We start from the raw sequence: 26272 nt of genomic DNA on the forward strand, positions 1-26272 counted from the left end.
ACTTACTCCTTTTCGGCCGCGGCGTAGGCGTCGCGCAGCTCGGGGTCGCGGGCGGCGAGGGCGTCGGCGAGTTCGGCGACCACCTGGCACTGCTTGTACGTGGCGTCGTCCTGCATCTTGCCGTCGATCATCACCGCGCCGGTGCCGTCCCCCATCGCCTCGATGACCCGACGGGCCCAGGCGACATCGGCGGGTGCGGGCGAGAAGACCTTCTTGGCGATGGCGATCTGCACCGGGTGCAGGCTCCATGCGCCGACGCAGCCGAGCAGGAAGGCGTTGCGGAACTGGTCCTCGCAGGCGGTGGTGTCCTTGATGTCACCGAACGGTCCGTAGTACGGCAGGATGCCGTGCGCCGCACAGGCGTCGACCATGCGCGCGAGGGTGTAGTGCCACAGGTCCTGCTGGAAGGTGGCCCGCGGAGCGGCGCCGTCCTCGCCGTGCGGGTCCTCCCGGACCAGATATCCGGGGTGCCCCCCGCCCACCCGGGTCGTCTTCATCCGGCGGCTGGCGGCGAGGTCGGCAGGACCGAGCGAGATGCCCTGCATCCGGGGGCTGGCGCCGGCGATCTCCTCGACATTGGCGACGCCGGTGGCGGTCTCCAGGATGGCGTGGACCAGGATCGGCCGCCGGACCTGCGCCTTCGCCTCCAGCTGGGCCAGCAGCCGGTCGACGTAGTGGATGTCCTCGGCGCCCTCGACCTTGGGCACCATGATCACGTCGAGCTTGTCACCGATCTCGCCGACCAGGGTCACCAGGTCGTCCAACGCCCACGGCGAGTCGAGGCTGTTGACCCGGGTCCACAACTGGGTGTCACCGAAGTCCGTGGCCTTGGCGATCTTCACCAGACCTGACCTGGCCGCTTCCTTGCGGTCGGCGGCGACCGCGTCCTCCAGGTTGCCGAGCAGCACGTCCACGGTGGGGGCGATGGACGGCACCTTCGCGGCCATCTTCTCGTTGCCCGGGTCGAAGAAGTGGATCATCCGGGACGGCCGGAACGGTACCTCGCGTACCGGTGTCGGCGCCCCGACGGCCAGCGGGCGGAAGAAGTCCTTCGGAGAGCGCATGCAGTCTCCCTGGTCGGCTCGGAGGGCGGTCCGCCGCCGGGTGCCCGGCGGCGCCATTGCGGCCCTCACTCTAGGCCCGCACGACAAGAACGCTACTGACCAGTACGTGTGCCGTTGATCACCGTCGGCAGGGACGTGCCGCGGCGGATACCGCCGGCCGCGATGGCTCGCTGCCACCGCCGGCGGCCCGCTCAGGACCCCAGGCAGTCGACGAAGGACACCCGGTCGCCCGCGCCCTTGATGAAGTCCTGCTGGGAGTGATTGCGGAAGTGGCACATGTCGTAGCGGGCCCGGGGGCCGGCTCCACCGTCCGGCTCGTAAGCGTGCTGCCCGGACAGCTGGCACGAGTCGTAGCGCACCAGCGGGCCCCGGGCGCCGATGCGGTAGCGGTGGGGGCTGCTGTCCGCCGCAAAGGACTTGAAGGCGTTCGCGGTGTCGTCGCAGTCGTTGAAGTGCACCGTTCCGCTGTCCCAGGCGCAGTCGATCACGACGGTGTCCGGGTCGCGCACCTCGAAGCGGATGTCCTCGGCGTGGAAGCGCTGTACGGAGTCGTGGTGCGGACCGCGCGGAAAACGGAAGAAGGTGCTGGTGTGCCCGTAGTCGCCGGAGTCCTCGGGGCGGCGGCCGGTGACGATGTAGGAGCCGCCGCGGCAGGTGATGGAACCGCCGTAGGGGAACTCCAGGAAGTTGCCCCAGGCGTACTCGACCTTCATGTCGTTGAACCAGTAGTTGAGGAACTGGTCCTGCTGCGGGCGGCTCAGTGACTTCTGGGACAGCCCGGAGTACAGGAACGCCTTGCGGTAGGCGCCGCCCACCCGGCAGGCGTCCCAGCGCATCTCCGAGTTGGTGTTGCTGCCGTCGAGGGCCAGCCCGTAGGTCCACTCGCCCGTCCACTCGCATTCGGTGAAGCGGTAGTCCTGTGCCTGCCCGGTCGAGTAGGAGTAGAAGAACGACGCGCCGGGGGTGGCGGCGGCGAAGCCGATCTGCTCGAACATCACATTCGCCCAGCTGTCCTCGTTGCGGCACAGATAGGCGTTGTCGGCCCGGTGCGGGGCGAAGAGCAGCTGGGTCATGCGTTTCCCGGCCCCGCGGAACCGTAAGCCATTGGCCTTGAGCTTTCCGCCCTGGGCGTTGAGCAGGGCGTGAGGGGCGCGGATGAGGTACGTGCCGGCCGGTACATCGATCACGGTCCGGCCTATGTGGTCCCACACCCGGCCTGCCGCGTACGCGTAAGCGCGGGCGAACGCCCGGCTGTCGTCGGTGCGCCCGTCGCCCTTGGCGCCGAAGTCCGCCACCACGTCGATGACGTCCTTGCCCTTGGGCTTGTGACCGGTGACCACGGGCGCCTTGGCGTCGTCGGACGACTGCCGGGTGGCAGGGGGCGGCTGGGAGTCGCACCCGGTGAGGGGGGCAGCCAGCGCGGCGGCCGTGCCCGCCAGCACGGACCGGCGGGTGGCACCACCGGTTGACGGGGAGGTTCTGCCTGCCATGATGTTGCTCCTTCGGGGGCCATTCATCAGGTGGGGGACATGAGCCAGTTCGGATATGCGATCAGACAGCTGTCGGCGGCCCAGAAATCCGCGAAGGGAGTGTCCCTGTATTCGCGCTATGTGAACCGGCCGGCCGGACGGGTGTTAGCTGCCGCGGGCTACAGTCTGAAACTGACACCCAATCAAGTCACCATGATCAGCGCCGTGTTCACCTTTACCGGCGTGGTGATGATTGCGGCGCTGCGTCCCTCGCCCGCAGTGGCGGTCGGAATATTCGTGGCCCTGGTCGTCGGCTTCGCCCTCGACTCCGCCGACGGGCAGCTCGCCCGGCTGACCCGGACCGGCAGCGCCGCGGGGGAGTGGCTGGACCATGTGGTCGACTGCGCGAAGATGCTGGCCCTCCACATGGCCGTGCTGGTCTCGTTCTACCGCCACTTCGGTTTCTCCGACCCTCGCTGTCTGCTCGTTCCCGTCATGTTCCAGTTCGCCGCGGTGATGGTGTTCTTCGGCGGCATCCTCACCGAGCAACTCAAGCGCGCCGACCGGCTGAAGAGCGGTGCGGGCGGGCCGGCGCCCGCGGCACCGGCCTCCACGCTGCGTTCCGTCGCGCTGCTTCCGGTCGACTACGGGGTGTTCTGCGCAATATTCCTGGTGTTCGGCAGCCGGGATCTGTTCATGGCGCTGTACTGCTGTCTGCTCGTCGCCCATGTGCTCTTCATGGGGGCGTTCCTGGTCAAGTGGTACCGCGAATTGTCCGCCCCCGGCCGCTGATGGGCCGGGGACGGAGAGGCATCCGGTCAAGCTGCGCGGGCACGGCGCGGGGTCAACCCGTCCGGTTCACGCCGAATTCGCGAGCCCGTCGAGCACCTTGCGCAACAAGGAGCTCGAGGTGTGCACGGTGTAGGGGAAATAGATCACATCGACCCCGACCGTCGCGAAATCCTTTTCGAGCTTGTCGCCCTTGCTCGTCCCCCGCCAGTCGTCGCCCTTGAAGATGACGTCGAACCGCACCTGCTGCCATGTCTCCAATTTGTCGGGCACCGTCTCGACGAACGCCGCGTCCACAAAACGGATGCTGCGCACGATTTCCAGCCGCTCGGTGAGCGGAATCACCGGCGCCTTCCCCTTGGCCTGAGTCGCCATTTCGTCCGACACCACACCGGCCACCAGATAGTCGCACTGGCTTTTGGCGTGCCGGAGAATGTTCAGGTGCCCGACGTGGAAAAGGTCGTAGACCCCGGGTGCATAACCTACTCGGTGCGTCATTTACCCCCCACTCGCCCTGCGGTCAGTTCCTGGCGGTCACATAGACCGGGCCATTGCGTCCCGAGACATTGGTGCCGTCCGTGACCTCGATCGAGTACCGGTGCTGGGACCCGGGATCCACGGTGTCCGTGAAGCTCATATCGGGCCGGTTCCAGTAGCGCGAGTCCTGGTTGAGCGAGGTCAGATACGCGCCATCGCGGTAGATCTTGTAGGTCAGGACGCCGTTGTCCCGGTCCCAGGAGGCCTTCCACTTCAGCGTGATCTTGCCCCGGGAGCCGCTCGCACCGCTGAGCAGCGGCACCTGCGGCGCCCCGGTGTCCGGCGCCGCCGCGAAGCGGGTCAGGCCCTGCTGCGGTGCGTCATTGACGGTGGTGAACTCGCCCCCCGCCCACAGGACGCCGTCCGCCATGGTCAGCGCCCGCGGCCCGATCTGCTCGCCGATCCCGTCGTTGGTGTCCGGGAACCACGGCAGGATCGTCTTGTCGGAGATCGACTGCGCCAGGAAGTGCTGGCGGTTGTTGATGTCCGTGAACCCGCCCGGGGTGCCGGAGCAGTCGTGCGCATGCGAACCGCTGTAGAGCACGCCCTTGTACGGCAGCACCGCCTGGGTGGCACCCAGACAGGTGTCCTTCCAGAGCTGCGAGCCGTCGGACAGCCGGCCGGCCGCCCGGCCGTCGAAGACTCCGCCGCCGGTGCCCTCGGCGCCCAGGTAGAAGTTGGTGCCGTCATTGACGAGGGTCTTGACGGCCGATCTGTTGGGGATCCAGCCGCTGAAGGAGTTGACGACCTTGCCGGTGGTCGCGTCCAGCCCGGCCAGCGCATGCACGCCCAGCAGGCTCCCGTTCACCGAGGTGAACCGGCCGCCGATGATGACCTTGTTGAGCTTGGGGGCGACCGTGATGGCGTTGACCCCCGGTGTGGGGTCGTTGGAGACCGAGGAACCACGGATCGTCGCCTTGAACGGCAGCAGCGCGCCTGTGGGCCGCAGCGCGGCGATCCGCTCACGCGTCTGTCCTTGGACCGTGCCGAACCCTCCGCCGATGTAGACCGTATCGGCGGTGACGTCGATGGCCCGTACGGTCGAGCTGACCGTCGGCTGCCAGTCCGCACCGATCGTGCAGTCGGCGGTGTTGAGGGCGGCCGTGTTGGACCGCCCCACCGGACCGGCCTTCCCGAACGAGCCCCCGATGTAGATCATCGAGCCGTCGGGCGAGGCCTTCATGGCCCGGATCGTGCCCGTGCCGCCGGTGAACGCCGGGGCACACGGCAGCGGTTCACCGGTCTTGGCGTCGAAGGCCGCGAAGTTCGTGCGGGCGATCTCGCCGGTACCCGGGGCCGCGCCCGGGGGCCTGATGTGGCTGAATGTGCCTCCTACGTACACGATGCCCTTGGCGTAGGCCATGGCCCACACGATGCCGTCGGTCTGCCAGGTGCTCAGCGGATCGGCGGTCAGCGTGGTTTCACCGGTGGCCTGGGCGGGACCGGCGGAAAGTGCCGTCGACGCGGTACCCAGTACCGCGGCCGCGAGCAAGACATGGATGGTTCTGTTTCTTTGGCGCACAGGTCCCCCCTGGAAGCATGGCGCGATGGGAATTGTCAGGACAGGAAGCGGGAACGAGGCGATTTCTGTGCGGAAATGAGCCCGGTGTTCATCGCGAGTTTTCCGAACCACGCTTGCGTAGTGCCCCGAAGAACTCCCCTACCCCCAGCGGCAAACGATAGCGCCAGACGGCAGCGCCGAAAGCCCCAATCGACAAAACAATTCCCAAGAAGAGGCCAGGAACGCTGTCGCCGAGAAATGTCCGCATGGCGAACACCGGGAGCGCCACCGCCACGACGGCGGCAAGTGCGGCGTACACATAGCCGCGGTCGACGGTGCGAAAGCCCAGCCGATAGCGGGTCAGCAGCGCCGAGGCGCCGTTGTCCACCACGATCGCCAGCCCCCAGGAAACCGCCGCGCCCAGCACTCCGTACCGCGGAACCAGCCATACGCCGCTGCCCAGTTGGATCACGAACGCGGTGCCGGCGACAGCCAGATTCCAGACACTCCGTCCGGCCATGAGGATGACCGTCTGCGCGTTGCCCACACCGACGTTGACCAGACAGGCCGCCGCCAGCACCACCAGGCCGGCCGCTCCACCGGCGAAGCCGGGGCCGAAGAGCGACAGCACGGTCCGTGGGTAGGCGGCGAGGACCAGGAACACGGGCCAGGAGAAGAGTGCGATCCAGCGCGTCGACAGCCGGTGCAGATGCTGGGCCCCGTGCGCGTCGCCACCCGCGAGCAGTCGGCTGATCTGCGGCGCCACCGCCAGCCGGATCGCCAGTTGGAGCAGCGTCCCCGCGGTGACCAGCCGCCCGATCGCGGTGTAGACGCCGGCCTCGGCGGCCGTGCCCAGCACCGACAGCAGGATCACCCCGGTCCACACCGCGGTGATGTCGAACACCGAGGAGATTGCCCGCGGACCGGCGAAGGCCCAGAACTCCCGTGCCTGCGGCGGTGGTCGGCCGGTGCCGGGATGCGTACGGCAGGATCTGCGCAGCGAGACACCGGCGGCCACCGCACCCAGCACCCCGGGCACCAGCCAGGCCGCGGAGAGCGCGGCCACACTCGGGGCGAGCAGCACCAGCGGCACCGCGAGGAGGACGCGCAGCGCCGGCTTGCCGATCTGCTCCACGCCCACGAAGGGGACCACCGAGCCGTACCCCCGGGTGGCCCCGAGCAGCACCAGCGCCACCGTCGTCACCGGCAGGAACACCGCGAACAGCCGCATCAGCGCCGCGGCTTGGCCCGGCTCCAGATCGGGCAGCAGCAGGCCGGCGAGCCCGGGGGAGAGCAACAGCACCGCCGCCCCCGCGACGCTCGCCAGCAGCGTCGGCAGCACCGAGATCCGCAGCAGCCCCGGCACCCCGCCCCCGCCGCTGAGTTCGAGGTCCCGGGAGACGAAGCGGACCAGGGCGGTATCGGCCCCCAGCTTCAGCGCATTGCTCAGGATGGTGAAGGCCGCGACACCGGTGAAGACCGCGCCGGCCCCGCGGGCCCCGAGCCCATGGGTGACGACGGCGACGAGGGCGAACCCGAACAGCGCGTTCGCGGCCGAGCCCGCCAGGCCGAAGAGACTGCCGCGTGCGGTCGTGGACACCCCGCGCCCGCCGGCCGCGGCCGGTACGGGTGCCGTCGGCGTGGGCCGGCCGCCGGAGCCCGCCGGACGGACGGCCGTCATCTGCGCAGCGAGGTGGTGTCGGCGTCGAGGGAGGTTCCGCCTGCCGGCGCGGGGGCGGTGCGAGGCGGCGGCGGGCCGGGCAGTTCGGGCGGTGCCACCACCACGGCGGCGCGCGCACGGCTGCGGCCGCGCTTGCGGTGGGTGGGACCGCCGTCCGTCAGCCGGCGCAGCGACGGCCCGCGGCTGCCCTTGTCCAGGACGGCGCCCAGGATGTGCCCGCCGGCCCCGGTGATCAGCTCCCACACCCGGTCCAGATCGTCCCGGCGGACCTCGTTCAGATCGCAGACCACCACGACGCCCGCGGCCTGTTTGGCGACGGCCAGCCCGTCCGCGTGCGACAGCAGTGGCCCGGTGATGACCACGACGTTCTCGTTCGGCCCCGACGGTGCGTTCAGCAGCCGTGCGAACTGCGGGGAGGACAGGGTGCGCGCCGGGTTGGGTACCTCCCGGCCGGGCAGCAGATCGAAGCGCCCGTCGACTCCCGCGTCCACGGCCAGCCGCTCGCCGTCCGCCCAGCTGCCCGGCACCGGCCGGCCGTGGCCGGGGTGCAGCGGGAGCCGCTGGGCGAGCCGCGGGGTACGCAGATCGGCCTCCACCAGCAGGATGTCGTTGCCGATCTCGGCGAACGCACCGGCCAGGTTGACCGCGACCGAGACGGCATCCGCGTTCTCCCGGGGGGCGACGATCAGCAGGCTGCCCCGTCCGGCGAACCGCTGGTCGTGCACCAGCCGGAACGCGATCGTGCGGTAGGCCTCCGCACGGTTGCCGCGGCCGCTCCGGCCGACCTCCAGCAGCTCCGTACCGCCCTGCCGGCGCGGCAGGATGCCCAGCACCGGTGCCCGCAGGTTGTCCTGCACATCGGCCACCGACCGGACCCGCGGTTCCAGCACCGAGCGGACCCAGGCGGCCAGGATGCCCAGCACCAGACCGATCACGGCGCCGGCGAGCAGCAGCACGGCGAGACCCGGACTGGACGGGAAGGCCGGCGGATCGCCCTTGCGGACGATGTCGCCGGGCGTGGTGTCGAGGGACTTGAGGCTGGAGATCCGTCCCTGCAGATCCGCTATCTCCGACACCAGGTTGCTGCGCTCGGACTCGTCGGTGGCCCGCCCCGACCCGCTCGCGCCCGCGATCCGCCGGTCCAGCACCTTGCGCTGCTCCTCCAGGGGCTTGAGTTCGGCGCCGAGCTTGGTGACGGTCGTATCGATCCGGTGGCTCGCGGCATCCTGCCGGTAGTCGAGATACGCATGCAGGAAGGCGTTGACGAGAGCCGCCGCCCGGTCCGCGGAGTCCGCGCTGTACTCGAACATCAGGGTCTGCGTCTCGGGCGGATTGCTCACCCGCAGATCGCGCTGGAGGGTGGCCGGGTCGGCGTCGAGCTTGAGGGACTTGGCCGCGCCGGCCGCGACCGAGGCGCTCTGGGCGATCTGCCGCTCGGTGCCCATGCTGATCTGCTTGTCCACCGAGACACCACCGGCCTCGAACGGCGCCGTACTGATCGCATGCACCACGACCTCGCCGGTCGCCGTATAGGTCGAGCCACCGAGCAGGGACACGGCGCCGCCGCCGAGCATGCCCAGCACCAGCCCGAGTACGAGCAAAGCGCGATACCGGAAGAGCTGGCGCAGCTGGTCACGGATCTGGTCCGGCTCCTCCGCAGGCTCGTCGAAGACGCTCACGTACGTGCTCCTCCTGTGTGTAGAGGTGAGGTGACGCGGTGCGCTGTGGACGTCGCTGCGCACGCGGGCTCCTCCGGGGACCGCGGCAGGACCCGCCGTCCCGGTTTACGGGTGATCAGTAGCGGGATGCACACCAGCAGCGCGAGCGGGCCCACGATGGCCATCAGACTGCCGCGCAACAACACCAGCTGGTAGAAGCCGAATGCGGGCACCAGCAGCGCCGCGAGGGTGCCGCGGCGCCGCCGCAGCCGGTGCCGCAGGACGTCGATGCGCCGTCCCACCGCGCCGATCAGACCGAAGACGGCGACGACCGACGGGAAGCCCGCCCACATGTAGGACTCGATCCACAACGGCGCGGAGAGGTTCTCGAAGGTGTAGCCGGCATGCCGGGCGAGCAGGATGCCCGCGTCGTCGGGCTTGCCGGGCCATGCGGAGCGGGGCACGAAGAACAGCGGAGGACCCAGCGCGGCCGTCGGGGTGTAGCCATGGGTCCGGACGTAGTCCACACCCGTCTCCATCTGCTGGAACGCGTCATAGTCGCCGTTGGAGGTGAACTGCTCGGCGAGCGAGACGACATGGACGGGTTCCCGTTTGTCGTAGCGGAAGTAGTCGCTGTACGGGAAGACCACCAGCACCACGGCCGCCACGGCCGCCGCACCGAAGCGGAAGGCGCGCGGCCCCCGCAGCCAGGACGCGCTGAAGACCAGCGCCAGCAGGACCGTGCCGGCCCAGAAACGCGGCTGGCTGATGGGGTTGTTGACCACGACGTTCACCGCGATCAGCAGCGGCAGCAGCAGCCACCGTAATCCGCGCAGGGTCCGGTCGCCCTCGGTGAAGCGCGGCACATGCACCAGCGCCACCAGCGCCCAGAACGCCGGTACGGACAGGGCCCAGGCCGCCATTGCCCGGTCCGCCGACCCGGAGGGCTCCGCATGCGCCGCCGCCTCGTTGGCGGCCTGCCGGCTGAGGAAGAACGCCGACAGTCCGCCCTGACCGGGAATCAGCACGACCGCCAGCAACAGCGCCAGACCGCACAGCAGCAGCACCCGCCCCGGCGACAGCCGCCGGGCGAGGAGCGGTTCGAGGACCGTGGAGGGACGCGCCGACCGCCAGGACGCCACCGCCGAGCCCGCGCTGTAGGCCAGAAGTCCCGTCTCGACCACGGCCGTTGTCACGAACGCGGTGTTCGCGTCGACGACGAACCCCCGCGGATACGCGTCCGTCGCGAGCATGGCCAACGGCGCAAGCCCCAGCCATACGTACGAGAAGAGCCAGAAGCCGAAGGCGATCACCCGGGCCCGCACATCCGTCAGCACCCGGGCCAGCGCCGCACCGGTGTGCACCACCACCACGCACTGCACGGCGAGCGCGGCACCGAAGCGGGCGTCCAGCGACTGCAGGATCAACACCGGCACCAGCACCACCAGCAGCAGCGCCCAGCAGCACAGTGCGGCGATGCCACGCACCGGTGCCGCGGCGCCGGGCCGCTTCACAGGCATCATCGGCCCACCTCCCCCCAACTCCCCACCAGCGCCCACAATCTAAGGGACATCGGGAGACAAGGGCGCCTTCGGGACACAATCGCAACCCAATTCACAGTCCGCGGGCCCCGGCGGGCTCCTACGATGACCGCACATCCAGAGGGGGGCCAGTCTTGGAAGACTCGTTCGCGGGCCGGTGTGTGCTGGTGGTCTCGACCAACTACGCGCCCGAACACACCGGCATAGGGCCGTACTCGACACAGATAGCCGAGCACTTGGCAGCAGCCGGCGCCGACACCCATGTCCTCGCGGGCATGCCGCACTACCCGGCCTGGCGGGTGGCGGAGGGGTATCGCGGCCGGTGGCGGATACGCGAGCGCCGCGGCGGGGTCACGGTGCACCGTCGGCGCCACACCGTGCCGCCGCGTCAGACCGCCCTGCGCCGGGCGCTGTTCGAGGCGAGCATCCTGGCGCACGGTGCGGTGTCGCCACCGCGTATCCGCCCCGACGTGGTGCTCACCCAGATGCCCAGCCTGGCCGGGGGAGTGCTGGGCGGGCGCCTGGCGCGACAGGCGGGGGTCCCACATGTCGTGGTCGTCCAGGACCTGATGGGAGCCGCCGCCGAACAGAGCGGCATCCAGGGCGGTGGCCGGGCCGCCGCCCTGGCCGGGGCGGTGGAGGCCAGGGTCCTGCGCGGGGCCGCCGTCGTCGGGGTGGTGCACGAGTCGTTCGTCGACCGGGTGACGGCGATGGGCGTGCCGCGGGCGCGGGTGCATGTGGTGCCCAACTGGACGCATGTGGAGGGCCCGAGCGGCGACCGGGAACGGACCCGGGCGCGGCTGGGCTGGTCCGAGCAGGACACCGTGGTGCTGCACGCCGGCAACATGGGCCTCAAGCAGGGACTGGAGGTCCTGGTCGAGGCCGCCCGGCTCGCCGATCAGGAAGCCGCGCCCGTACGGATCGTGCTGATGGGCGACGGCAACCAGCGCGCGTCCCTGCAACGGCTCGCCGCGGGCGTCTCCTCGCTGTCCTTCCTGCCGCCCGCCGACGCCGCGGAGTTCCCCGAGGTGCTCGCCGCCGCCGATGTGCTCGCGGTGACCCAGAAGGCCTCCGTGCTGGACATGAGCCTGCCGTCCAAGCTGACCTCGTACTTCATGACGGGCCGGCCGGTGATCGCCTCGGTGGCCGTCGAAGGGGGCACCGCCCAGGAGGTGCTGCGCTCGGGCGCCGGATCGGTGATCGCACCGGAGGACCCGAAGGCGCTGCTGGCGGAGGTCCGGGCGCTCGCCGACGACTCCGAGCGGGCGTCCCGGCTGGGAGCCCGGGGCCCGCAGTACGTCGAGCAGCGGCTGAGCAGCCGGGCCGGTCTGGAGCGGATCAGCGCTCTGCTGCGGACCGCGAAGGCCGGCCGGTAGCCGCGGGTGGCGGGGGCGGTGTCCGTCCCCGCCGCCCGGGGTCACCCGGCGCCGGCCCGCGCGAGGGAGCCGTACCACTCCTCCAGCCGGTCGGTCACGGCCGCCAGCGAGAACTCCGCCTCGACGGCCGCCCGGCCCGCGCGGGTGATGCGCTCCCGCAGCGGGCGGTCCTCCAGGAGCCGCAGCACCGCATCCGCCAGCTGTTCCGGCGAACCGTCGGTGACGAGCGCGGCCTCGCGCCGCTGGAGGGCGGCGGCGATACCGCAGCTGTCCGTGCAGACCACCGGTGTGCCCACCGCCAGGGACTCCAGCACACTCATCGGGAACGGCTCGTCGACGCTGGGCAGGACGTACACGGTGGCCTGCGCGGTCCGTCGCACGGCGGCGTCGTGATCGAGGGCCCCGCCGTACGTCATCACCGCGCCGAGGCCCTCGTCGGCGATCAGCCGCCGGACCTCCGCGAGCCGCCCCTCGTCCGAACCGTGCACGGTGAAGGACACCTCGGGCCGCTTGCGGTGCACCAGCGCCGCCATCCGCACAAAGGCCTCCGGCCGTTTGCGGCTCTGCAACCGGGCGAGGAACAGCACATCGGTTTCGTTCCGGTCCGCGGCGACGGGCCGGGCGCGGACTCCGTTGGGGAGCCTGACCAGGCGTGGCCCGCGCGGCCCCAGCACCTGCCGCAGCCCGGTCTCTTCCTCGTCGGTGAGCACCAGTGCCGCCGCCGCCCGGCGCAGCAGCGGGACGTACACCCGGTCGAAGAGCCGGGCCACCGCCGAGCGGCGGGGCTGGACCATGCCGTGTGTCTGCACCAGGAAGGGGCGGCGGCGCACCGCGGCGACCGCGAGCGCGGCCAGCGAGACCAGATCGCGCCCGGCGTGCAGATGCAAGGCGTCGGCCCGCCCGGCACTCCGCCAGAGCACCGGCAGCAGCCCCGGGTGGAACAGACCGAGGAACCCTTGCCCCGGCACCAGGGTGCGGGCCGGCCGGGCGCGCAGCGGCACGCCGTCCACGGACCGCGGGGGTGGCGCGCCCCGCCCCCGCCACAGCGAGACCAGCTCCACCTCGTGGCCGCGCGAGGCCAGTTCGCCCAACTGCCCGGTGGCGACGCTCACCGGACCGCCGTACGCACCGTCGTCGCTCACCAGGGTCACGACATGGGTGATCCTCATACGGCACCTCCGGCGGTGTGCACGGCCCCCGGGGGCACATCGCGGTGGGCGACCGCGCCGGCCCCGACCACCGCACCCGCCCCGACGGTGACGCCGCGCAGCACCATGGCGCGGGCGGCCACCCAGGACCCCTGCTCCAGACGGATCGGCGCATTGTCGAACTCGAAGGTGGGCGAGCGCCGTTGATGGCTTCCGGTGCACAGCACGGCGCCCTGGGACACACAGACATCACTGGCGATGGTGATCGGCTCCAGGTTGATCAGCCAGGAGTCCTCACCGAGCCAGACGTCATCGCCGACCGTCAGCTTCCACGGCCACTGCACCCGCACCCGATGCCGTATCAGTACCCGTTCGCCCACCCGGGCGCCGAAGGCCCGCAGCAGCGGGGGCCGCAGCCGCGGCGGGAACCACCACTTCATGAACAGGACGTTGAGCACGGCGAACCAGGCGGCCTGGGTCAGCAGCCCCCGCCCCTTGTCGTAGCCGGTGCCGCTGAAACCGCGCAGCCGGCGGGCGGTGGTGGGCACCGTCATCGGTCCACCCGCACCCGGTGGCCGGAGCGTTCGTCCGCCAGCTGCCGTACGTCCGACTCGACCATGATCCGGGCGAGTTCGTCGAACTGCACCTTCGCCGACCAGTCCAGCAGGCTCTTCGCCTTGGACGCGTCGCCGATGAGCGCATCCACTTCGGAGGGGCGCTCGTACTTCGGGTCGAAGCGCACATAGCGCTCCCAGTCCAGTTCCACCGTGGCGAAGGCGGCCTGCAGGAAATCGCGTACGGTCGCGGCCACACCGGTCGCCACCACATAGTCGTCGGGCTCGTCCCGCTGGAGCATCAGCCACATGGCCTCCACGTACTCGGGGGCGTAACCCCAGTCGCGGACGGCATCGAGGTTGCCCAGATAGAGGTGCTCCTGCAGGCCTGCCTGTATGCGGGCCACCGCGCGGGTGATCTTGCGGGTGACGAAGGTTTCGCCCCGCCGCGGGCTCTCGTGATTGAAGAGAATCCCGTTCACGCCGAACAGGCCGTACGCCTCGCGGTAGTTGACCGTGGACCAATAGGCCATGACCTTGGCGCAGCCGTACGGGCTGCGCGGGTGGAAGGGCGTCGCCTCGTTCTGCGGCGGCGGGGTGGAGCCGAACATCTCCGAGGACGAGGCCTGGTAGAGCCGGGTCCGCACCCCGCTGGCGCGGATGGCCTCCAGCAGCCGTACGGCGCCCAGCCCGGTCACATCGCCGGTGTACAGCGGAGCGTCGAAGGAGACCCGGACATGGGACTGGGCCCCGAGGTTGTAGACCTCGTCGGGCTGCACATCACGCAGCAGGTTCACCAGGGCGACCCCGTCCGACAGGTCGACGTGGTGCAGCAGCAGCCGGCGGTCCGGTGTGTGCGGGTCCTGGTAGATGTGGTCGATGCGCTCGGTGTTGAAGCTCGACGAGCGTCTCATCAGGCCGTGGACTTCATAGCCCTTACCGAGCAGCAATTCGGCGAGATAGGAACCGTCCTGACCGGTGATACCGGTGACAACCGCGGTTTTCGGCATGGCTTCCCCCCACGAGAAGTGATGTACATCGGGATCGATCGATGGAATTCCCGCGCCGGCCGGCGGGCCGCGGGGCGTGGACGCTACCCGCTCCGTGGCCGGTGGTCGAGAGCGAAGTGCGGCAGATATTTCCTGAAATAGCCGGTGGACGTATCGGGTTCACTGACACAATCCGGCCCATGGATGACTTGCTGCCCACACCCGCCCGGGTCTTTGTCGCGGGCCACAGAGGTCTGGTGGGATCCGCCGTGGCCCGGCGGCTGACCGCCCAGGGCTATGACGTACTGACCCGTACGCACGCGGAGCTCGACCTGCGTGACGCCGACGCCACCGCGGCGTTTCTGCGCGCGGCCCGGCCCGATGCCGTCGTCCTGGCGGCCGCCAAAGTCGGCGGAATCATGGCCAACAGCACCCAGCCCGTGCAGTTCCTGGAGGACAACCTGAGCATCCAGCTCAGCGTCATCGCCGGTGCGCACCACGCCGGGGTGCGCCGGCTGCTGTTCCTCGGATCGAGCTGCATCTACCCCAAGCACGCCGCCCAGCCCATCACCGAGGACGCCCTGCTCAGCGGGCCGTTGGAGCCCACCAACGAGGCGTATGCGATCGCCAAGATCGCCGGACTGGTCCAGATCCGGTCCTACCGCCGGCAGTACGGTGCCTCCTTCATCTCCGCCATGCCGACGAACCTCTACGGGCCCGGGGACAACTACGACCTCGAAAACTCGCATGTCCTGCCGGCGCTCATCCGCCGGTTCCACGAGGCGAAGGAGAAGGGACTGGCGGAGCTCACGCTCTGGGGCACCGGCACCCCACTGCGCGAATTCCTGCACGTCGACGACCTGGCCGCGGCCTGCGAGGTACTGCTGCGCCGCTATGACGGCGACGACACCGTCAACGTCGGATGCGGCGAGGACCTGACCATCGCCGACCTCGCCTCCTGTGTCGCCTCCGCGGTGGGGTACGAGGGGCGGATCTCCTTCGACCCCTCCCGCCCCGACGGCACCCCGCGCAAGCTGCTCGACATCAGCAAGATGCGTGCGCTGGGCTGGACTCCCACCATCCCGCTGACCGAGGGCATCGCCCGGACCTACCGGGCGTGGCAGGCGGAGCCGGCCCGGGTGTGAACGGGCCGGTCCCGTGGTGTGCGGCCGGCGCCCGCCCCTAGGGCGTGTCGTTTGGGGCGAGGCGCCGGCCGCACACCGGCGCTCCCGGCGTCTAGTAGGCACCGCGCCCGTCCACGACGGCACGCACGGTCCGGACCAGCACTCCGATGTCGCTGCCGTAGGACCAGTTGTCCACATAGCTCAGATCCAGTGCGACGGTCTCGTCCCAGGTGAGGTCGGACCGCCCGCTGACCTGCCACAGGCCGGTCAGCCCCGGCTTGACGGATAACCGGCGGACCTCGGTCCCGTCATACCGCTCGACCTCTTCGGGCAGCGGGGGCCGCGGGCCGACCAAGGACATATGGCCGGCCAGGACGTTGAAGAGCTGGGGCAGTTCGTCCAGCGAGAAGCGCCGCAGCAGCCGGCCCACCCGTGTCACCCGGGGATCCCGCCGGATCTTGAACATCGCCCCGTCGTTCTCGTTCGCCGCCTCCAGCGCGGCCCGCATCCGGTCGGCGGTGACCACCATCGTGCGGAACTTCCACATCCGGAACGGCATCAGATCCCGGCCGATCCGGATCTGCCAGTAGAACACCGGGCCGGCGCTGGTGAGCCTGATGGCCGCGGCCACCGCGGCGAAGACGGGCGCGAACAGCACGAGCAGCAGCAGGGCCCCCAACCGGTCCGTGGCCTGCTTCAGCAGCACCGGAAGCCCCCGTCGAGCCGCCGGGTCTATGTGCATCACCGTCAGGCCCGCCGCCTTGGCGAGCCGGACCCGGTGCTGTGACACGTCGATCAGGCCCGGAAGTATGGCCAGATTCCGGCCTCCGTCGTGCAGCGCCCAGGCCAGGCGCCGCACCCGTGCCGCGGACAGCTGACGGCCCGGCGCCACGAAGACGAGATCGGCATCGAGTTCCGCGGCGCACCTGAGGACGGTCTCCCCGTCCAGCGCCCCCTCGGGTGCCGCACCGTCGGAAGCGAGCCGCGCTGGGACGGGCAGCGCCGAGTCGGTGGTTTCCTCCCCGACGAGACAGCTGCCGACGACGACGTATTCGTGATCGGTGCGGTGCGCCAGTTCCGCGAGCACCACATCGACGGCGCCCGCTTCCCCGACGATCAGTACGCGTCGCAAGGCCTGCGCCCGACGGCGTATCGCCAGCAGATACCGGTGTACGAGCCTGCGCCGGGCCACGCTCAGTGCCAGGCAGGGCAGCAGCGCGACGACACAGACCTTCAGTGAGACCTCGACCCGCACCGCGACGCAGACGACGGCCAGCACGCCCAGCATGGTCAGCCAGTCCCGCAGGGCCGGCTTCACGGCGTCGCCGCTGCCCACCTCATCCCTGGTGTAACGATTCTTTGACGTTCCGACGGCCAGCCAGGAGAGACCGGCCAGCACCGCGGTGAGCACCGGCTGCGGCTGTCGCGTCACGGCACAGAGCACGCCGACCGGCACCAGGGCACCGAAGGCGTCCACGACCCACGCCAGGTGCACGAGCCAGCGTTCCGTCGGCTTGTCCCTGCCTCCCTCGTTGCGCTCCGGCGCACGATCCAACTTGGCTGTTCCGGCAGGTGATTCGATCACCCGTGATCCGGCAGCTTCGAACAACCCCATGGCCCCCCACTTGGTCGTCCCCTCACTTCCGGCGCAGTTGGAGCCCCCCGGCCACACAACCGCCTCCGTGTCGGACGTGACGTTAGAGCACGATGCACCCGACTGCTGCGGTTTACCTATTTTGAGTGTTCTTGTGTCCCATTGTTTACAAGGCAACGGAGGCGTGATCGGGTTTCGGCCGACGCTCCGGGGCCCCGGGCCGGCGGCGGCCGCACCCCGCTCGCACTCGCTGCCGGGCTTTTCGCTGTGCCCTGTCCGCACCCGGCCTAGCATGCTGGCCATGAACAGCGATCTCTTCTCCGCCGAGAACATGGCCACGCAGGCCACCGCGCCCGGGATGACCCAGCAGAACGCAAAGTCGGTCAAGTACGCCCTGGACGGGGAGTGTTATGCGCGACAGGGCTCGATGGTCGCCTACCGGGGTGATCTGCAATTCGAGAAGCAGGGGCAGGGCGTCGGCAAGTTCCTCAAGCGCGCCGTCACCGGCGAGGGGCTGGCGCTGATGGCCGTACGGGGCCGCGGCGAGGTGTGGTTCGCGCACGAGGCCGCCAACTGCTTCATCATCGACCTCGCCCCCGGCGACGGCATCACCGTCAACGGCCGCAATGTGCTGTGTTTTGACCCGTCCCTCTCCTACGAGATCAAGGTCGTCAAGGGCGCCGGCATGGTCGGCGGCGGACTCTTCAACTCCGTCTTCAGCGGCCAGGGCAAGGTGGCGGTGATGTGCGAGGGCAACCCCCTCGTCATACCCGTGTCCCCGCAGTCCCCGGTCTTTGTCGACACCGACGCCGTGGTCGGCTGGAGCAGCAGCCTGCAGACCACGCTGCACCGTTCGCAGAGCCTCGGCTCGATGCTCCGTGGCGGCTCCGGCGAGGCCGTGCAGCTCCGCCTCGACGGGGAGGGCTTCGTGATCGTACGGCCCAGTGAACTCCGCCCGGAGAAGTCGGCCGGCAACTGATCCGGCGCCACCGTGTACGTGGCGACCGCGGTCAGCAGGTCGAAGGGGGAATCGATGCCGTAGGGCTTGGCCCGCCATCGCCACATGGCGGCCGGCTCCGGGGCCTCCTGCAGGTGCGGGCCGGCGCCGGGCGTATCCGGAGGGGACTTCGCTCGGCGCGTCATCGGCTGGCATGATCGCGTCCATGGCTGAACGCGTGATTGCCGCATGTGACGGCGCGTCGAAAGGAAACCCCGGGCCCGCGGGCTGGGCCTGGGTCATCGCCGACGGCGAGGGAGCCGTCGTGCGGTGGGAGGCCGGGCCGCTGGGCACCGCAACGAACAATGTCGCGGAACTCACCGCACTGGAACGCCTGCTGGCAGCCACCGATCCGGCCGTTCCCATGGAGATCCGGATGGACTCCCAGTACGCGATGAAGGCCGTCACCACCTGGCTGCCCGGCTGGAAGCGCAAGGGGTGGAAGACCGCCGCGGGCAAGCCGGTCGCCAACCAGGAACTCGTCATGCGCATCGACGCGCTGCTCACGGACCGCTCCGTGGAGTTCCGGTACGTGCCCGCGCACCAGGTCGACGGAGACCCGCTGAACGACTTCGCGGACCGCGCCGCGAGCCAGGCGGCGATCGTCCAGGAGGCCGCCGGCAGCGAGCTCGGCTCCCCGCAGCCGCCGCCCGCCGCGGCCGCCGTCCGGCCCGCAGGCACTCGCCGAGGCGCCTCCGGAGCGGCAGCGAAGACCGCGTCCTCGCCGAAGCGGCGCACCTCGGGGAACGCGTCGCGGACACTCAACGCCAAGTTCCCGGGGCGCTGCCGCTGCGGACGCTCCTATGCGGCAGGTGAGCCCATCACCAAGAACCCGGACGGCTGGGGGCACCCCGCGTGCCGCACGGGCGCGGACAGCGGTGCCTGACTTCCCGGGCGGCGGCTCACCGAGGTACCCGGACTCCGGACGCACCTGACGCCCGGAGTCCGGTACGCGGCCGACGACCGCCCGGGACTAGTCGGCCTTGCCCCCCTTGGGGCCCGCCACCGGTACGTCGAGCGGGCGGGCGATGCCCACCACCCCCTCGTCGAGGCGCTGGAGGTGCCGCAGCACGCGGAAGGTGACCGTGCCGGAACGCAGTGCCCCGGAACCGGCGGCATCCAGCATCGCGGCGATGCTGACGCCGGATTCCACCTCGCCCTCGGTGCTCTCCTCCAGCACGCGCGCGACGATGAGATCGATGTTGTGCGCGATCCGCCGGCCCGCTCGTTCGAGGCGTGGATCGGCCGCGATGGTCTTGCTGTACGGCACCAGTTCGGCCGTCGCCGCCAGGGAACGGGCGTGGTAGGCGCAGGTCTCCAGGAGCGCGACCAGGTAACGGGCGGTCTGCCGCCGTACGCGCAGCGGGGTGATCGGATGGGTCAAGGGCTGGATGGAGGCACGCAGATCGTCCAGCGCCGTGTCCAGATCGCGCGCCTTGCCCAGCAGGTCGACGGCCGGCCCGCCGCTGAGCTGTTCCACCGCAGCGGAGACGACGTCCCGCAGCCGGACCAGCACCGTGCCCAGCTGCTCGTCCGTACGGCGGTCCGTGTGCACCGGCAGCACCAGTACGGCGGCGATGATCCCGCACGCGGCGCCCAGCGCCGTCTCCTCGATGCGCAGCACCAGCACGGTCAGGCTGTAGGTGTTGAGCAGGGTGTAGAGCAGCCCGAGCATCGCGGTGACGAAGAAGGACATCAGCGCATACGACAGCGGTGCGCTGAAGAACATCCCGAAGATGCAGAGCAGAACGAGGGCGAAGGCGGTCCAGGTGTGGTTGCCGACCAGCCCGGCGAGAGCGACACCGGCGACCACGCCGAGGACCGTGCCCACCAGCCGGCGGTAGCCCTTGACCAGGATCTCGCCCGTGGACGCGGTGTTGAGGAAGACCACCCAGCAGGTCAGCACCGCCCAGTACCAGCGCTGGCTGGACAGGAACTCACCGCCGATGATGGCCAGGGTCGAGCCCACCGCGACCTGGAAAGCGGCCCGGGTGGTGGGCCGTTGGAGCCCGGTGCGGTCCTCCTCCGCCTCGTCGGTCTCCTCGCCCCTGACGATCGCGAGGTCCTCGGCGTCGAACTCTTCGCGTGAGCGAGTGGTGGCCGGGGTGTCGTCCGATTCGTCCTGCGGCCCGTCCAGCGCCAGCCGCAGACCGAGCACGGCACGGGCGGCCTCACCGAGCCCGCGGAAGACGTCCTGGACGACGGAGGAGGCGCGCGGCAGGTCGTCCTCGTCGCGGTAGCCGAGCAGCCTGTTGCGTACATGGGCCAGCGCGGTGCCGCGGTCGTCGGGCGCGCGCCGGGCGACCAGCAGGAGCAGTGCGTTCAGATCCCGGCGCAGGGTGACGGTGGCATCGTCCTCGGATTGCGTACGGGTCGCCGTGGCCGGCACGGGGGCGTGCGGCAGATGCATGGTGAGGGTGTCCGCCCGCTCGGCGCTGCGGGCGTTGAGTATCAGCATGCCCAGCCGCTCGGCGGCGATCTCGGCATCGGCGACGCGGCGTTGCACCAGTCCCGCCACGCCCGCGTCGCGGGTGCCCTCCTCCAGGAGGCCTTGAATCATCAAGGCCGCTTCGTGCAGCCGGGCGGTGTGCCGCCGCAGGTCGTCGAGGACCTTGTCCAGGTCCTCGGGGCCGGCGTCCAGCAGCTCTATCTGGGTGGCCAGCAGCTGGGCGAGGCGGGCCCGGAAGGCCTCGCGCAGCCGGCCCAGGGTGCGCTGCGGTGTCTCCAGGACGACGGCGAACCGTACGACCGCGCTGCACGCGAAGGCAACGCCCAGGGTCAGATACAGCTCGGGGAGGGCGGGGAGGGTGGCGTGCACGAACAGCGAGACGAAGTAGACCTGGAAGCCGATCAGGCCGAGCGCGGTGCCGCGGTCACCGAACCGCCGGGAGTAGACGGCGCCGAAGATCAGGAGGACGAAGAACACATCACCGGCGATCACCAGGGCCTGCAGCAGCGCCGCCAGTGACATGGCGGCCAGCGCGACGGGCAGGCCCAGCGCAAGCGTGATCGCCTGCCCGCGGACCTCCTTCTCCCGGATCGCGAAGGTGGCGACCATGGCCGCCATGGCGCCCGCGACCATCAGGGTGATGCCGGTCCGGAGCAGTGCGAGGACGACGAGCGTGAGCACGATCGCCCCGACCGTCCGCAGCCCCGCCTTGAGCCGCAGGAGCCCTGGGTCGGATGCCGCGAAGCGGTCCCAGGTTCTCGTCCCAGTCCGCCGTATCGCTGCCATCACGATGCCGTACACTCCCACTTCTTGCCTTGGTCAGGGGTGCTCCAGCATCGCACGCCTGATCGGAATGGCTTCATCCGCACCGTCCCGGCGCAGCCGCGCGGCAGCTGTGAGTTCCGCGGACCCCCGCCAACTCCCCTGCTTCACGCACTCCTTCGTCTTCTCGCACCCCTGGATTTCCCGGCGTTAGCCGACCGTTAGCCGATCATCAGCGGCGGCACCCAGGGTGAGTGGTGCGAAACGAACGAGACCGGCCGTCCCCCGTCGGCTCTCCCGCTCGGAGTCACCCTTCCCGGGTGGCTGGAGGGAGCCGCACGGGCCGGACGGCGGTGTTGCACCGATGTTTCTCCGGGTTCCGGAGAAGAGGGAGTTGATGACTGATGACCATCCGTGGTCTGCGTACCGTCGCCACCGTCACCGCCGCTGTCGCCCTTGCTGCGGGGGCGAGCGCCGGAATTGCCTCCGCAGCCGGTACGGCAGGATCCGGCGCGGCCGCGGCCGGCGAGTGCGAACCGGGGACGCTGAAGGCCACGACCACCAGCGCGGGTTCGAGCCAGGCCGGAATGAATCACGCGGGCACTTACCTGAAGGTGACGAACACGGGGGAGAGCGCGTGCGCGATAAGCGGCTACCCGGGACTGGCGCTGGAGGGCGCCGGTCACACGGCCCTGAAGACCACCGCGCACCACGGTGACACCTACTTCGCCAAGGACCCCGGCGCGCACCAGGTCACCCTGAAGCCGGGCAAGAGCGCCTTCGCGGACCTGGTCTGGACGCACGCCGGTCCGTCCTCCGCGCAGGCCAAGTACCTGCAGGTGTCTCCGACGGGCAGCAACTCGCACAGCGTCGTGGCCTTCGACAACGCCGTCGACGGCGGGGCGCTGTCCGTGACCGCCTGGTCGGCGAAGCTGCCCAGCGCTTCCTGACCTCTCCCGGCAGAGCGGAGGCCCGGCGCACCGAGCGCCGGGCCTTCGCTCTGCGGGCGCCGGGTCAGCCGCGGGCGCCGGCCAGAAGTGTGCGGTACCAGTCGACGGTGGCGTCGAGAGTGGCGCCCAGAGGTGTCGGATGGACGCCGAAGGTCCGCGCGAAGGCTGCCGAGTCCACGATCTGCGGCTCGGTGTGCTGGTAGAACATCTCCGCGTACTCGTCCATGAAGGCCGCGTCGAACGGCCCGAAGGGGCGCGGCTCGGCGAGGATGACGCTCCGCAGCGGGCGCCCCACCCGCTCCTCGATCATCGAGTGGATCTCGCGCGTGGTGACGGCGGGAGCGGTGGGCAGATGCCAGACCCTGCCGTCGCCTTCCGGGTGTTCGCCGAGCGTGGCGAGCCCGGCCGCCACATCACGGATGTCCGTGTAGCTGTGCGGCAGGTCGATATCGCCCATGCCCAGGACCTCGCCTCCGGTCAGCGCGCCGGGGAAGACCGCTCCGCCGAGCGTCGAGTTGAGCACGCCGGGGCCGACGAAGTCCGCCGACCGCGCGAGGACGACCCGGGCGCGCCCCGCACGGTGGGCGGCGAGATAGTGCTCGTCCAGCTGTGCCCGCATCTGCCCCTTGCGGCTGGTCGCCCGCCACGGAGTGTCCTCCGTCATCACCTCGCCGTGCGTCGGGCCGTACGGGTACAGCGTGTCCAGGACGACCAGTCGGGCGCCCGTGGTCTCGACGGCGGCCAGCACCGACTGCTGGACCCGGGGCATCACCTCGACCTGGCGGTGATAGTCGACATTCACGCAGTGGTACACGACGGCGGCGCCCTCGACGGCGGCCAGTGCCCCCTCGGGAGTGCTCACATCGGCGGCGTACCGCTCGATGCCCTCGACGGCGGCGTCCGGAGTCGAGCGGCTGACCAGCCGTACGGCGTGACCGCGGCGGGCGAGTTCGCCGGCGAGTGCGGTGCCTGCGGGCCCGGCGCCGAGCACTGCATGGAGGGGACGTGCTGTGGCAGACATGGCGGTTCCTTCTCTGCGAGCCGATGGCCGGTGACCGAGGGCCGAGGGGGTGGACGGGCGGAGCGCCGGTGAGGCGATCTCCGCTTTGCTCTTTCGCTTCTGTTAGAGACCATAACTCTAGTGATGGCTCGTTTCAATAGGTGTGTTGGATACGATCAGCAATGACCCCTCACACTTGCTGGATGCCGTCGCGAACGCAGGAGGAGAACATGGCCGCCGAAGGACGGAGCCCCCGGGCCCGCTACCGCGAGCAGAACCGCGCGGAGATCAAGGCGGCCGCGCTGCAGCAGCTCGCCGAAGGGGGAGTCCAAGCCGTGGCGCTCACCCGTATCGCCAAGGACATGGGGCTGTCCGGCCCCGCCCTCTACCGCTACTTCGCCGGCCGCGACGACCTGCTGGGTGAGCTGATCCGGGACGCCTATGACGAGGTGGCGCGCACCATCGAGGGTGTCGGCGCAGTGCCCGCCGACGGCGCGCGAGCCACCCTGCACGCGCTCGCCGACGCCTACCGGAGCTGGGCGTTCGCGCAGCCGCACCGCTATCTGCTGATCCAGGGAACCCCGGTACCCGGCTACGCGGCTCCGCCCGACACCCTGCTCCGTGCGCGGGCTGTCCTGGGCCCGTTCCTGAAGGTGTTCGCCGAGGGCGTCCCCACTACGGCGCTGCGGCCGGTCGTCGACGAAATGGAGGCCTGGGTACGCAAGGACGACGGCGTCGCCGACTGGCTGGCGCAGCACACCGGGCTGGCTCCGCACGACGAGGCGGCGGGGACGGCCCTCGCCGGTACGGTGCTGACCTGGTCGCAACTGCACGGCACGGTCAGCCTGGAGGTGTCCGGCCAGTACGCCGGGATGGGGCACCGGGCGCAGACTCTGCTCACCGCCCAGATCGACCTCTTGGCGGATTCCTTCCAGCTGTAGCCGCAGGATCAGTGCCCGAGTCCTTGCCGAGGCGATGGCTGACGGAGAACGTGCCGCGCGCCTTGCCGGCGAACCCGTGGGCGTCGACGCGGAAGTGGACGTCGACCGGAATCGATGCGGCAGCGCCCCGCCGAACGGCGGCTCAATATCCGGCCGGGCGTATCAGCCCCGTCTCATACGCGAAGACGGTGGCCTGTGTCCGGTCGCGCAGGCCCAGCTTGACCAGAATCCGGCCCACATGGCTCTTCACGGTCTGCTCCGCCACCACCAGACGCTCCGCGATCTCCCCGTTCGACAGACCCTGGGCGACCAGGGCCAGGACCTCGGTCTCGCGTTCCGTCAGGTCACCGATGCGGTCCTTGAGCGGGGTGCGAGGGGAGCTGGTGACCCGGGAGAACTCGGCGATCAGGCGCTTGGTGATGTTCGGCGCGAGCAGGGCGTCGCCGGCCGCCACCACCCGTACCGCCTGGGCGAGTTCGGCCGCCGAGGCGTCCTTCAGCAGGAACCCGGAGGCGCCCGCTCGCAGTGCCTCGTACACGTACTCATCGAGGTCGAAGGTGGTCAGAACAAGGACCTTGACGGTGGCGCCGGCCGGTTCGGTGAGCTGACGGGTCGCCTCGATGCCGCCGAGCCGGGGCATTCGGACGTCCATCAGGACGACGTCCGGGGCGAGTTCGGCGACCTGGGCAACGGCATCGAGGCCGTCGACGGCCTGGCCGACGACCTCGATGCCGGGTTCGGCGTTGAGCAGCACCGTGAATCCCTGGCGGACCATCACCTGGTCGTCGGCGATCAGCACGCGGATGGTGGTCACGGGGCGTCCTCAACAGGGGTGACGGGGACGGCAGGGGCGGCAGGACCGGCGGTCTGCCGAGGGGGGCCGCCGGGCAGGACGGCGGTGACTTCGTAGCCGCCGTCCGGAGTGCGGCCGGCGGCCAGTTCGCCGCCGAGCATGGCACTGCGTTCGCGCATCCCCAGCAGCCCGTGCCCCGACCCGGGCGAGGGCAGGGCGGGCCCGTCCGGTGCGGTGTTCGTGATCCGGAGGGTGAGGCCGTCGCGGTGGTATCCGACCGTCACCCGCACCGCGGCTCCCGGCGCATGCCGCATCGCATTGCTCAGCGCCTCCTGCACGATGCGGAACGCCGACAGTTCGATGCCCGGTGCCAACGGGCGAGCCGCACCGACGGTCTCGGCGGTCACCACCACCCCGGCGCCGCGTACCTTGCCGATCAGTTCGTCCAGCCGGCCGAGTGTGGGCTGCGGGGCATGTTGCGCCCCTGCCGACAGGGCGTCCTCCGAGCGCAGAACGCCCAGGACCCGCCGCAGTTCGGTCAGGGCCTCGACCGCGCTCTCACGGATGCCCGTGAGGTTCTCCCGCAGCTCCTCGGACGGGCTCTCGACCAGGTGCGGTGCGACCTGTGCCTGGATGGAGATCACCGACATGTGGTGGGCGACCACATCGTGCAGCTCGCGGGCGATCCGGTTGCGCTCCTCCAGCACAGTGCGCTGGGCCCGCTCCTCCGCGGTGAGCACCTCCTGCTCGACCAGCCGTCTGCGGGCCACCCGGCTGATGCGCAGCGAGCCGCCGACCACCACTGCGGTCGCGAAGCTCACGGCGCCCTGCATGACGTCCTGGTGCGGGCCGGGATACGCCCAGGACAGGGGGGCCGCTCCGGCCAGGACGCTGATCACCAGCGCCTCGGCCGCGATGAGGGGGCGGACCCGGAGTGCGAGGAGGAGCAGCACGAGGGTGTGCAGCGCGATCCCCGCGATACTCCAGGGCCACGGTGTGTCGTGGGTGGCACCGTAATCCACGGTCACCGAGGTCAGGAAGAGGCTGATCGTCGACAACCACCAGGCGGGTACCGGGCGGGACAGCGCGAGGACGGCGGCTGCCGACTGCAGCCCGTTGAGCAGCAGCACGCGGGTGGGAATCGGGTCGAAGTCATGCTGGTACTCGTTGGTGTTGAGCAGGAGCATGAGCAGCGCGAACAGCACCACGTGGACATGTGGGAGCCAGGCCAGCCATGGCAGGCGTGGCAGTGGGTCGCGTGCCACCGTCCACAAGCCCGTGCGCACAGTGCGCAGCACCGTCCCGAGGGAGGCTGTCGACCGCCGCCCCCCACCCTCCCCGACCCCCGTATCCAC

General features: G+C 70.5%; 22 protein-coding genes. 7 read left to right on the forward strand and 15 right to left on the reverse strand.

Going from position 1 to position 26272, the window contains the following annotated elements:
* Positions 1 to 2 precede the first annotated feature (2 nt).
* Together ACWGI6_RS03975 and ACWGI6_RS03980 are read right to left on the reverse strand one after the other, a co-directional pair.
* Positions 3 to 1064 (reverse strand): HpcH/HpaI aldolase/citrate lyase family protein, encoded by a 1062-nt coding sequence (locus ACWGI6_RS03975; protein ID WP_453265996.1) that lies wholly within the window; start codon positions 1062 to 1064, stop codon positions 3 to 5.
* A 191-nt stretch (positions 1065 to 1255) separates the two neighbouring features.
* The gene (locus tag ACWGI6_RS03980; RefSeq protein WP_453265997.1) at positions 1256 to 2554 is read right to left on the reverse strand and encodes a glycosyl hydrolase family 28-related protein; all 1299 of its coding nucleotides are present in this window, start codon (positions 2552 to 2554) and stop codon (positions 1256 to 1258) included.
* A 39-nt stretch (positions 2555 to 2593) separates the two neighbouring features.
* Between ACWGI6_RS03980 and ACWGI6_RS03985 the strand changes: the two genes are divergently transcribed.
* Positions 2594 to 3325 carry a CDP-alcohol phosphatidyltransferase family protein gene (locus ACWGI6_RS03985; RefSeq protein ID WP_453265998.1) on the forward strand — a complete coding sequence of 244 codons (732 nt, stop codon included), beginning with the start codon at positions 2594 to 2596 and terminating at the stop codon, positions 3323 to 3325.
* A gap of 66 nt (positions 3326 to 3391) precedes the next feature.
* Here ACWGI6_RS03985 and ACWGI6_RS03990 read toward each other — a convergent pair whose 3' ends face one another.
* The 5 genes from ACWGI6_RS03990 to ACWGI6_RS04010 all read right to left on the reverse strand — a co-directional run bounded on the left by ACWGI6_RS03990 (position 3392) and on the right by ACWGI6_RS04010 (position 10222).
* Complete coding sequence (locus tag ACWGI6_RS03990) at positions 3392 to 3820, reverse strand: adenylyltransferase/cytidyltransferase family protein (RefSeq protein ID WP_453265999.1); 429 nt, start codon at positions 3818 to 3820, stop codon at positions 3392 to 3394.
* A 22-nt stretch (positions 3821 to 3842) separates the two neighbouring features.
* Positions 3843 to 5351, reverse strand: coding sequence for a fibronectin type III domain-containing protein (locus ACWGI6_RS03995; RefSeq protein ID WP_453266000.1), 1509 nt, complete (start codon positions 5349 to 5351; stop codon positions 3843 to 3845).
* A gap of 118 nt (positions 5352 to 5469) precedes the next feature.
* Complete coding sequence (locus tag ACWGI6_RS04000; protein WP_453266001.1) at positions 5470 to 7041, reverse strand: oligosaccharide flippase family protein; 1572 nt, start codon at positions 7039 to 7041, stop codon at positions 5470 to 5472.
* Entirely contained in the window at positions 7038 to 8720 is a 1683-nt protein-coding gene (locus ACWGI6_RS04005) for a polysaccharide biosynthesis tyrosine autokinase (RefSeq protein ID WP_453266002.1), read from the reverse strand. The genes ACWGI6_RS04000 and ACWGI6_RS04005 overlap by 4 nt, the downstream gene beginning before the upstream one ends.
* Complete coding sequence (locus ACWGI6_RS04010; RefSeq protein WP_453266003.1) at positions 8717 to 10222, reverse strand: hypothetical protein; 1506 nt, start codon at positions 10220 to 10222, stop codon at positions 8717 to 8719. Before ACWGI6_RS04010 ends, ACWGI6_RS04005 begins: the two co-directional genes overlap by 4 nt.
* 152 nt (positions 10223 to 10374) lie before the next feature.
* Here ACWGI6_RS04010 and ACWGI6_RS04015 point away from each other — a divergent pair, with 152 nt between their 5' ends.
* Positions 10375 to 11616, forward strand: a complete 1242-nt coding sequence (locus tag ACWGI6_RS04015; RefSeq protein WP_453266004.1) for a glycosyltransferase — start codon at positions 10375 to 10377, stop codon at positions 11614 to 11616.
* A 41-nt stretch (positions 11617 to 11657) separates the two neighbouring features.
* Here the strand turns inward: ACWGI6_RS04015 and ACWGI6_RS04020 are convergent, their stop codons facing one another.
* The 3 genes from ACWGI6_RS04020 to gmd are packed head-to-tail and all read right to left on the reverse strand — an operon-like array spanning position 11658 to position 14328.
* Positions 11658 to 12785: a glycosyltransferase gene (locus tag ACWGI6_RS04020; protein ID WP_453266005.1), complete on the reverse strand. Its 1128-nt coding sequence runs from the start codon at positions 12783 to 12785 to the stop codon at positions 11658 to 11660.
* The gene (locus tag ACWGI6_RS04025) at positions 12782 to 13318 is read right to left on the reverse strand and encodes a putative colanic acid biosynthesis acetyltransferase (protein ID WP_453266006.1); all 537 of its coding nucleotides are present in this window, start codon (positions 13316 to 13318) and stop codon (positions 12782 to 12784) included. The genes ACWGI6_RS04020 and ACWGI6_RS04025 overlap by 4 nt, the downstream gene beginning before the upstream one ends.
* The gene (gene gmd / locus ACWGI6_RS04030) at positions 13315 to 14328 is read right to left on the reverse strand and encodes a GDP-mannose 4,6-dehydratase (RefSeq protein WP_393904809.1); all 1014 of its coding nucleotides are present in this window, start codon (positions 14326 to 14328) and stop codon (positions 13315 to 13317) included. Before gmd ends, ACWGI6_RS04025 begins: the two co-directional genes overlap by 4 nt.
* 179 nt (positions 14329 to 14507) lie before the next feature.
* Between gmd and ACWGI6_RS04035 the strand changes: the two genes are divergently transcribed.
* Positions 14508 to 15452 (forward strand): GDP-L-fucose synthase family protein, encoded by a 945-nt coding sequence (locus ACWGI6_RS04035; RefSeq protein WP_453266007.1) that lies wholly within the window; start codon positions 14508 to 14510, stop codon positions 15450 to 15452.
* A 91-nt stretch (positions 15453 to 15543) separates the two neighbouring features.
* On the opposite strand, the gene ACWGI6_RS04040 is transcribed toward ACWGI6_RS04035, so the two are convergent.
* A complete protein-coding gene (locus ACWGI6_RS04040; protein ID WP_453266008.1) occupies positions 15544 to 17046 on the reverse strand; it encodes an exopolysaccharide biosynthesis polyprenyl glycosylphosphotransferase in 1503 nt (500 codons plus the stop codon).
* Positions 17047 to 17326: 280 nt separating this feature from the next.
* Between ACWGI6_RS04040 and ACWGI6_RS04045 the strand changes: the two genes are divergently transcribed.
* Both ACWGI6_RS04045 and ACWGI6_RS04050 read left to right on the forward strand, forming a co-directional pair.
* Positions 17327 to 18004 (forward strand): AIM24 family protein, encoded by a 678-nt coding sequence (locus tag ACWGI6_RS04045; protein ID WP_453266009.1) that lies wholly within the window; start codon positions 17327 to 17329, stop codon positions 18002 to 18004.
* Between the two features lie 172 nt (positions 18005 to 18176).
* Positions 18177 to 18908 carry a ribonuclease H family protein gene (locus ACWGI6_RS04050; protein WP_453266010.1) on the forward strand — a complete coding sequence of 244 codons (732 nt, stop codon included), beginning with the start codon at positions 18177 to 18179 and terminating at the stop codon, positions 18906 to 18908.
* Positions 18909 to 18995: 87 nt separating this feature from the next.
* Here the strand turns inward: ACWGI6_RS04050 and ACWGI6_RS04055 are convergent, their stop codons facing one another.
* Positions 18996 to 21257: an FUSC family protein gene (locus ACWGI6_RS04055; RefSeq protein ID WP_453266011.1), complete on the reverse strand. Its 2262-nt coding sequence runs from the start codon at positions 21255 to 21257 to the stop codon at positions 18996 to 18998.
* Positions 21258 to 21637: 380 nt separating this feature from the next.
* Between ACWGI6_RS04055 and ACWGI6_RS04060 the strand changes: the two genes are divergently transcribed.
* The gene (locus tag ACWGI6_RS04060) at positions 21638 to 22183 is read left to right on the forward strand and encodes a DUF4232 domain-containing protein (RefSeq protein ID WP_453266012.1); all 546 of its coding nucleotides are present in this window, start codon (positions 21638 to 21640) and stop codon (positions 22181 to 22183) included.
* Positions 22184 to 22247: 64 nt separating this feature from the next.
* Here the strand turns inward: ACWGI6_RS04060 and ACWGI6_RS04065 are convergent, their stop codons facing one another.
* On the reverse strand, positions 22248 to 23204 hold the full coding sequence (locus ACWGI6_RS04065; RefSeq protein WP_453266013.1) for an NAD-dependent epimerase/dehydratase family protein: 957 nt from the start codon (positions 23202 to 23204) through the stop codon (positions 22248 to 22250).
* A gap of 209 nt (positions 23205 to 23413) precedes the next feature.
* Here ACWGI6_RS04065 and ACWGI6_RS04070 point away from each other — a divergent pair, with 209 nt between their 5' ends.
* Entirely contained in the window at positions 23414 to 24124 is a 711-nt protein-coding gene (locus ACWGI6_RS04070) for a TetR/AcrR family transcriptional regulator (RefSeq protein WP_453266127.1), read from the forward strand.
* Positions 24125 to 24266: 142 nt separating this feature from the next.
* Here the strand turns inward: ACWGI6_RS04070 and ACWGI6_RS04075 are convergent, their stop codons facing one another.
* A complete protein-coding gene (locus ACWGI6_RS04075; RefSeq protein WP_453266014.1) occupies positions 24267 to 24938 on the reverse strand; it encodes a response regulator in 672 nt (223 codons plus the stop codon).
* Complete coding sequence (locus tag ACWGI6_RS04080) at positions 24935 to 26182, reverse strand: sensor histidine kinase (RefSeq protein ID WP_453266015.1); 1248 nt, start codon at positions 26180 to 26182, stop codon at positions 24935 to 24937. The genes ACWGI6_RS04075 and ACWGI6_RS04080 overlap by 4 nt, the downstream gene beginning before the upstream one ends.
* Between the last annotated feature and the right edge of the window lie 90 nt (positions 26183 to 26272).

The sequence above is a fragment of the Streptomyces sp. NPDC054786 genome, assembly GCF_053611685.1.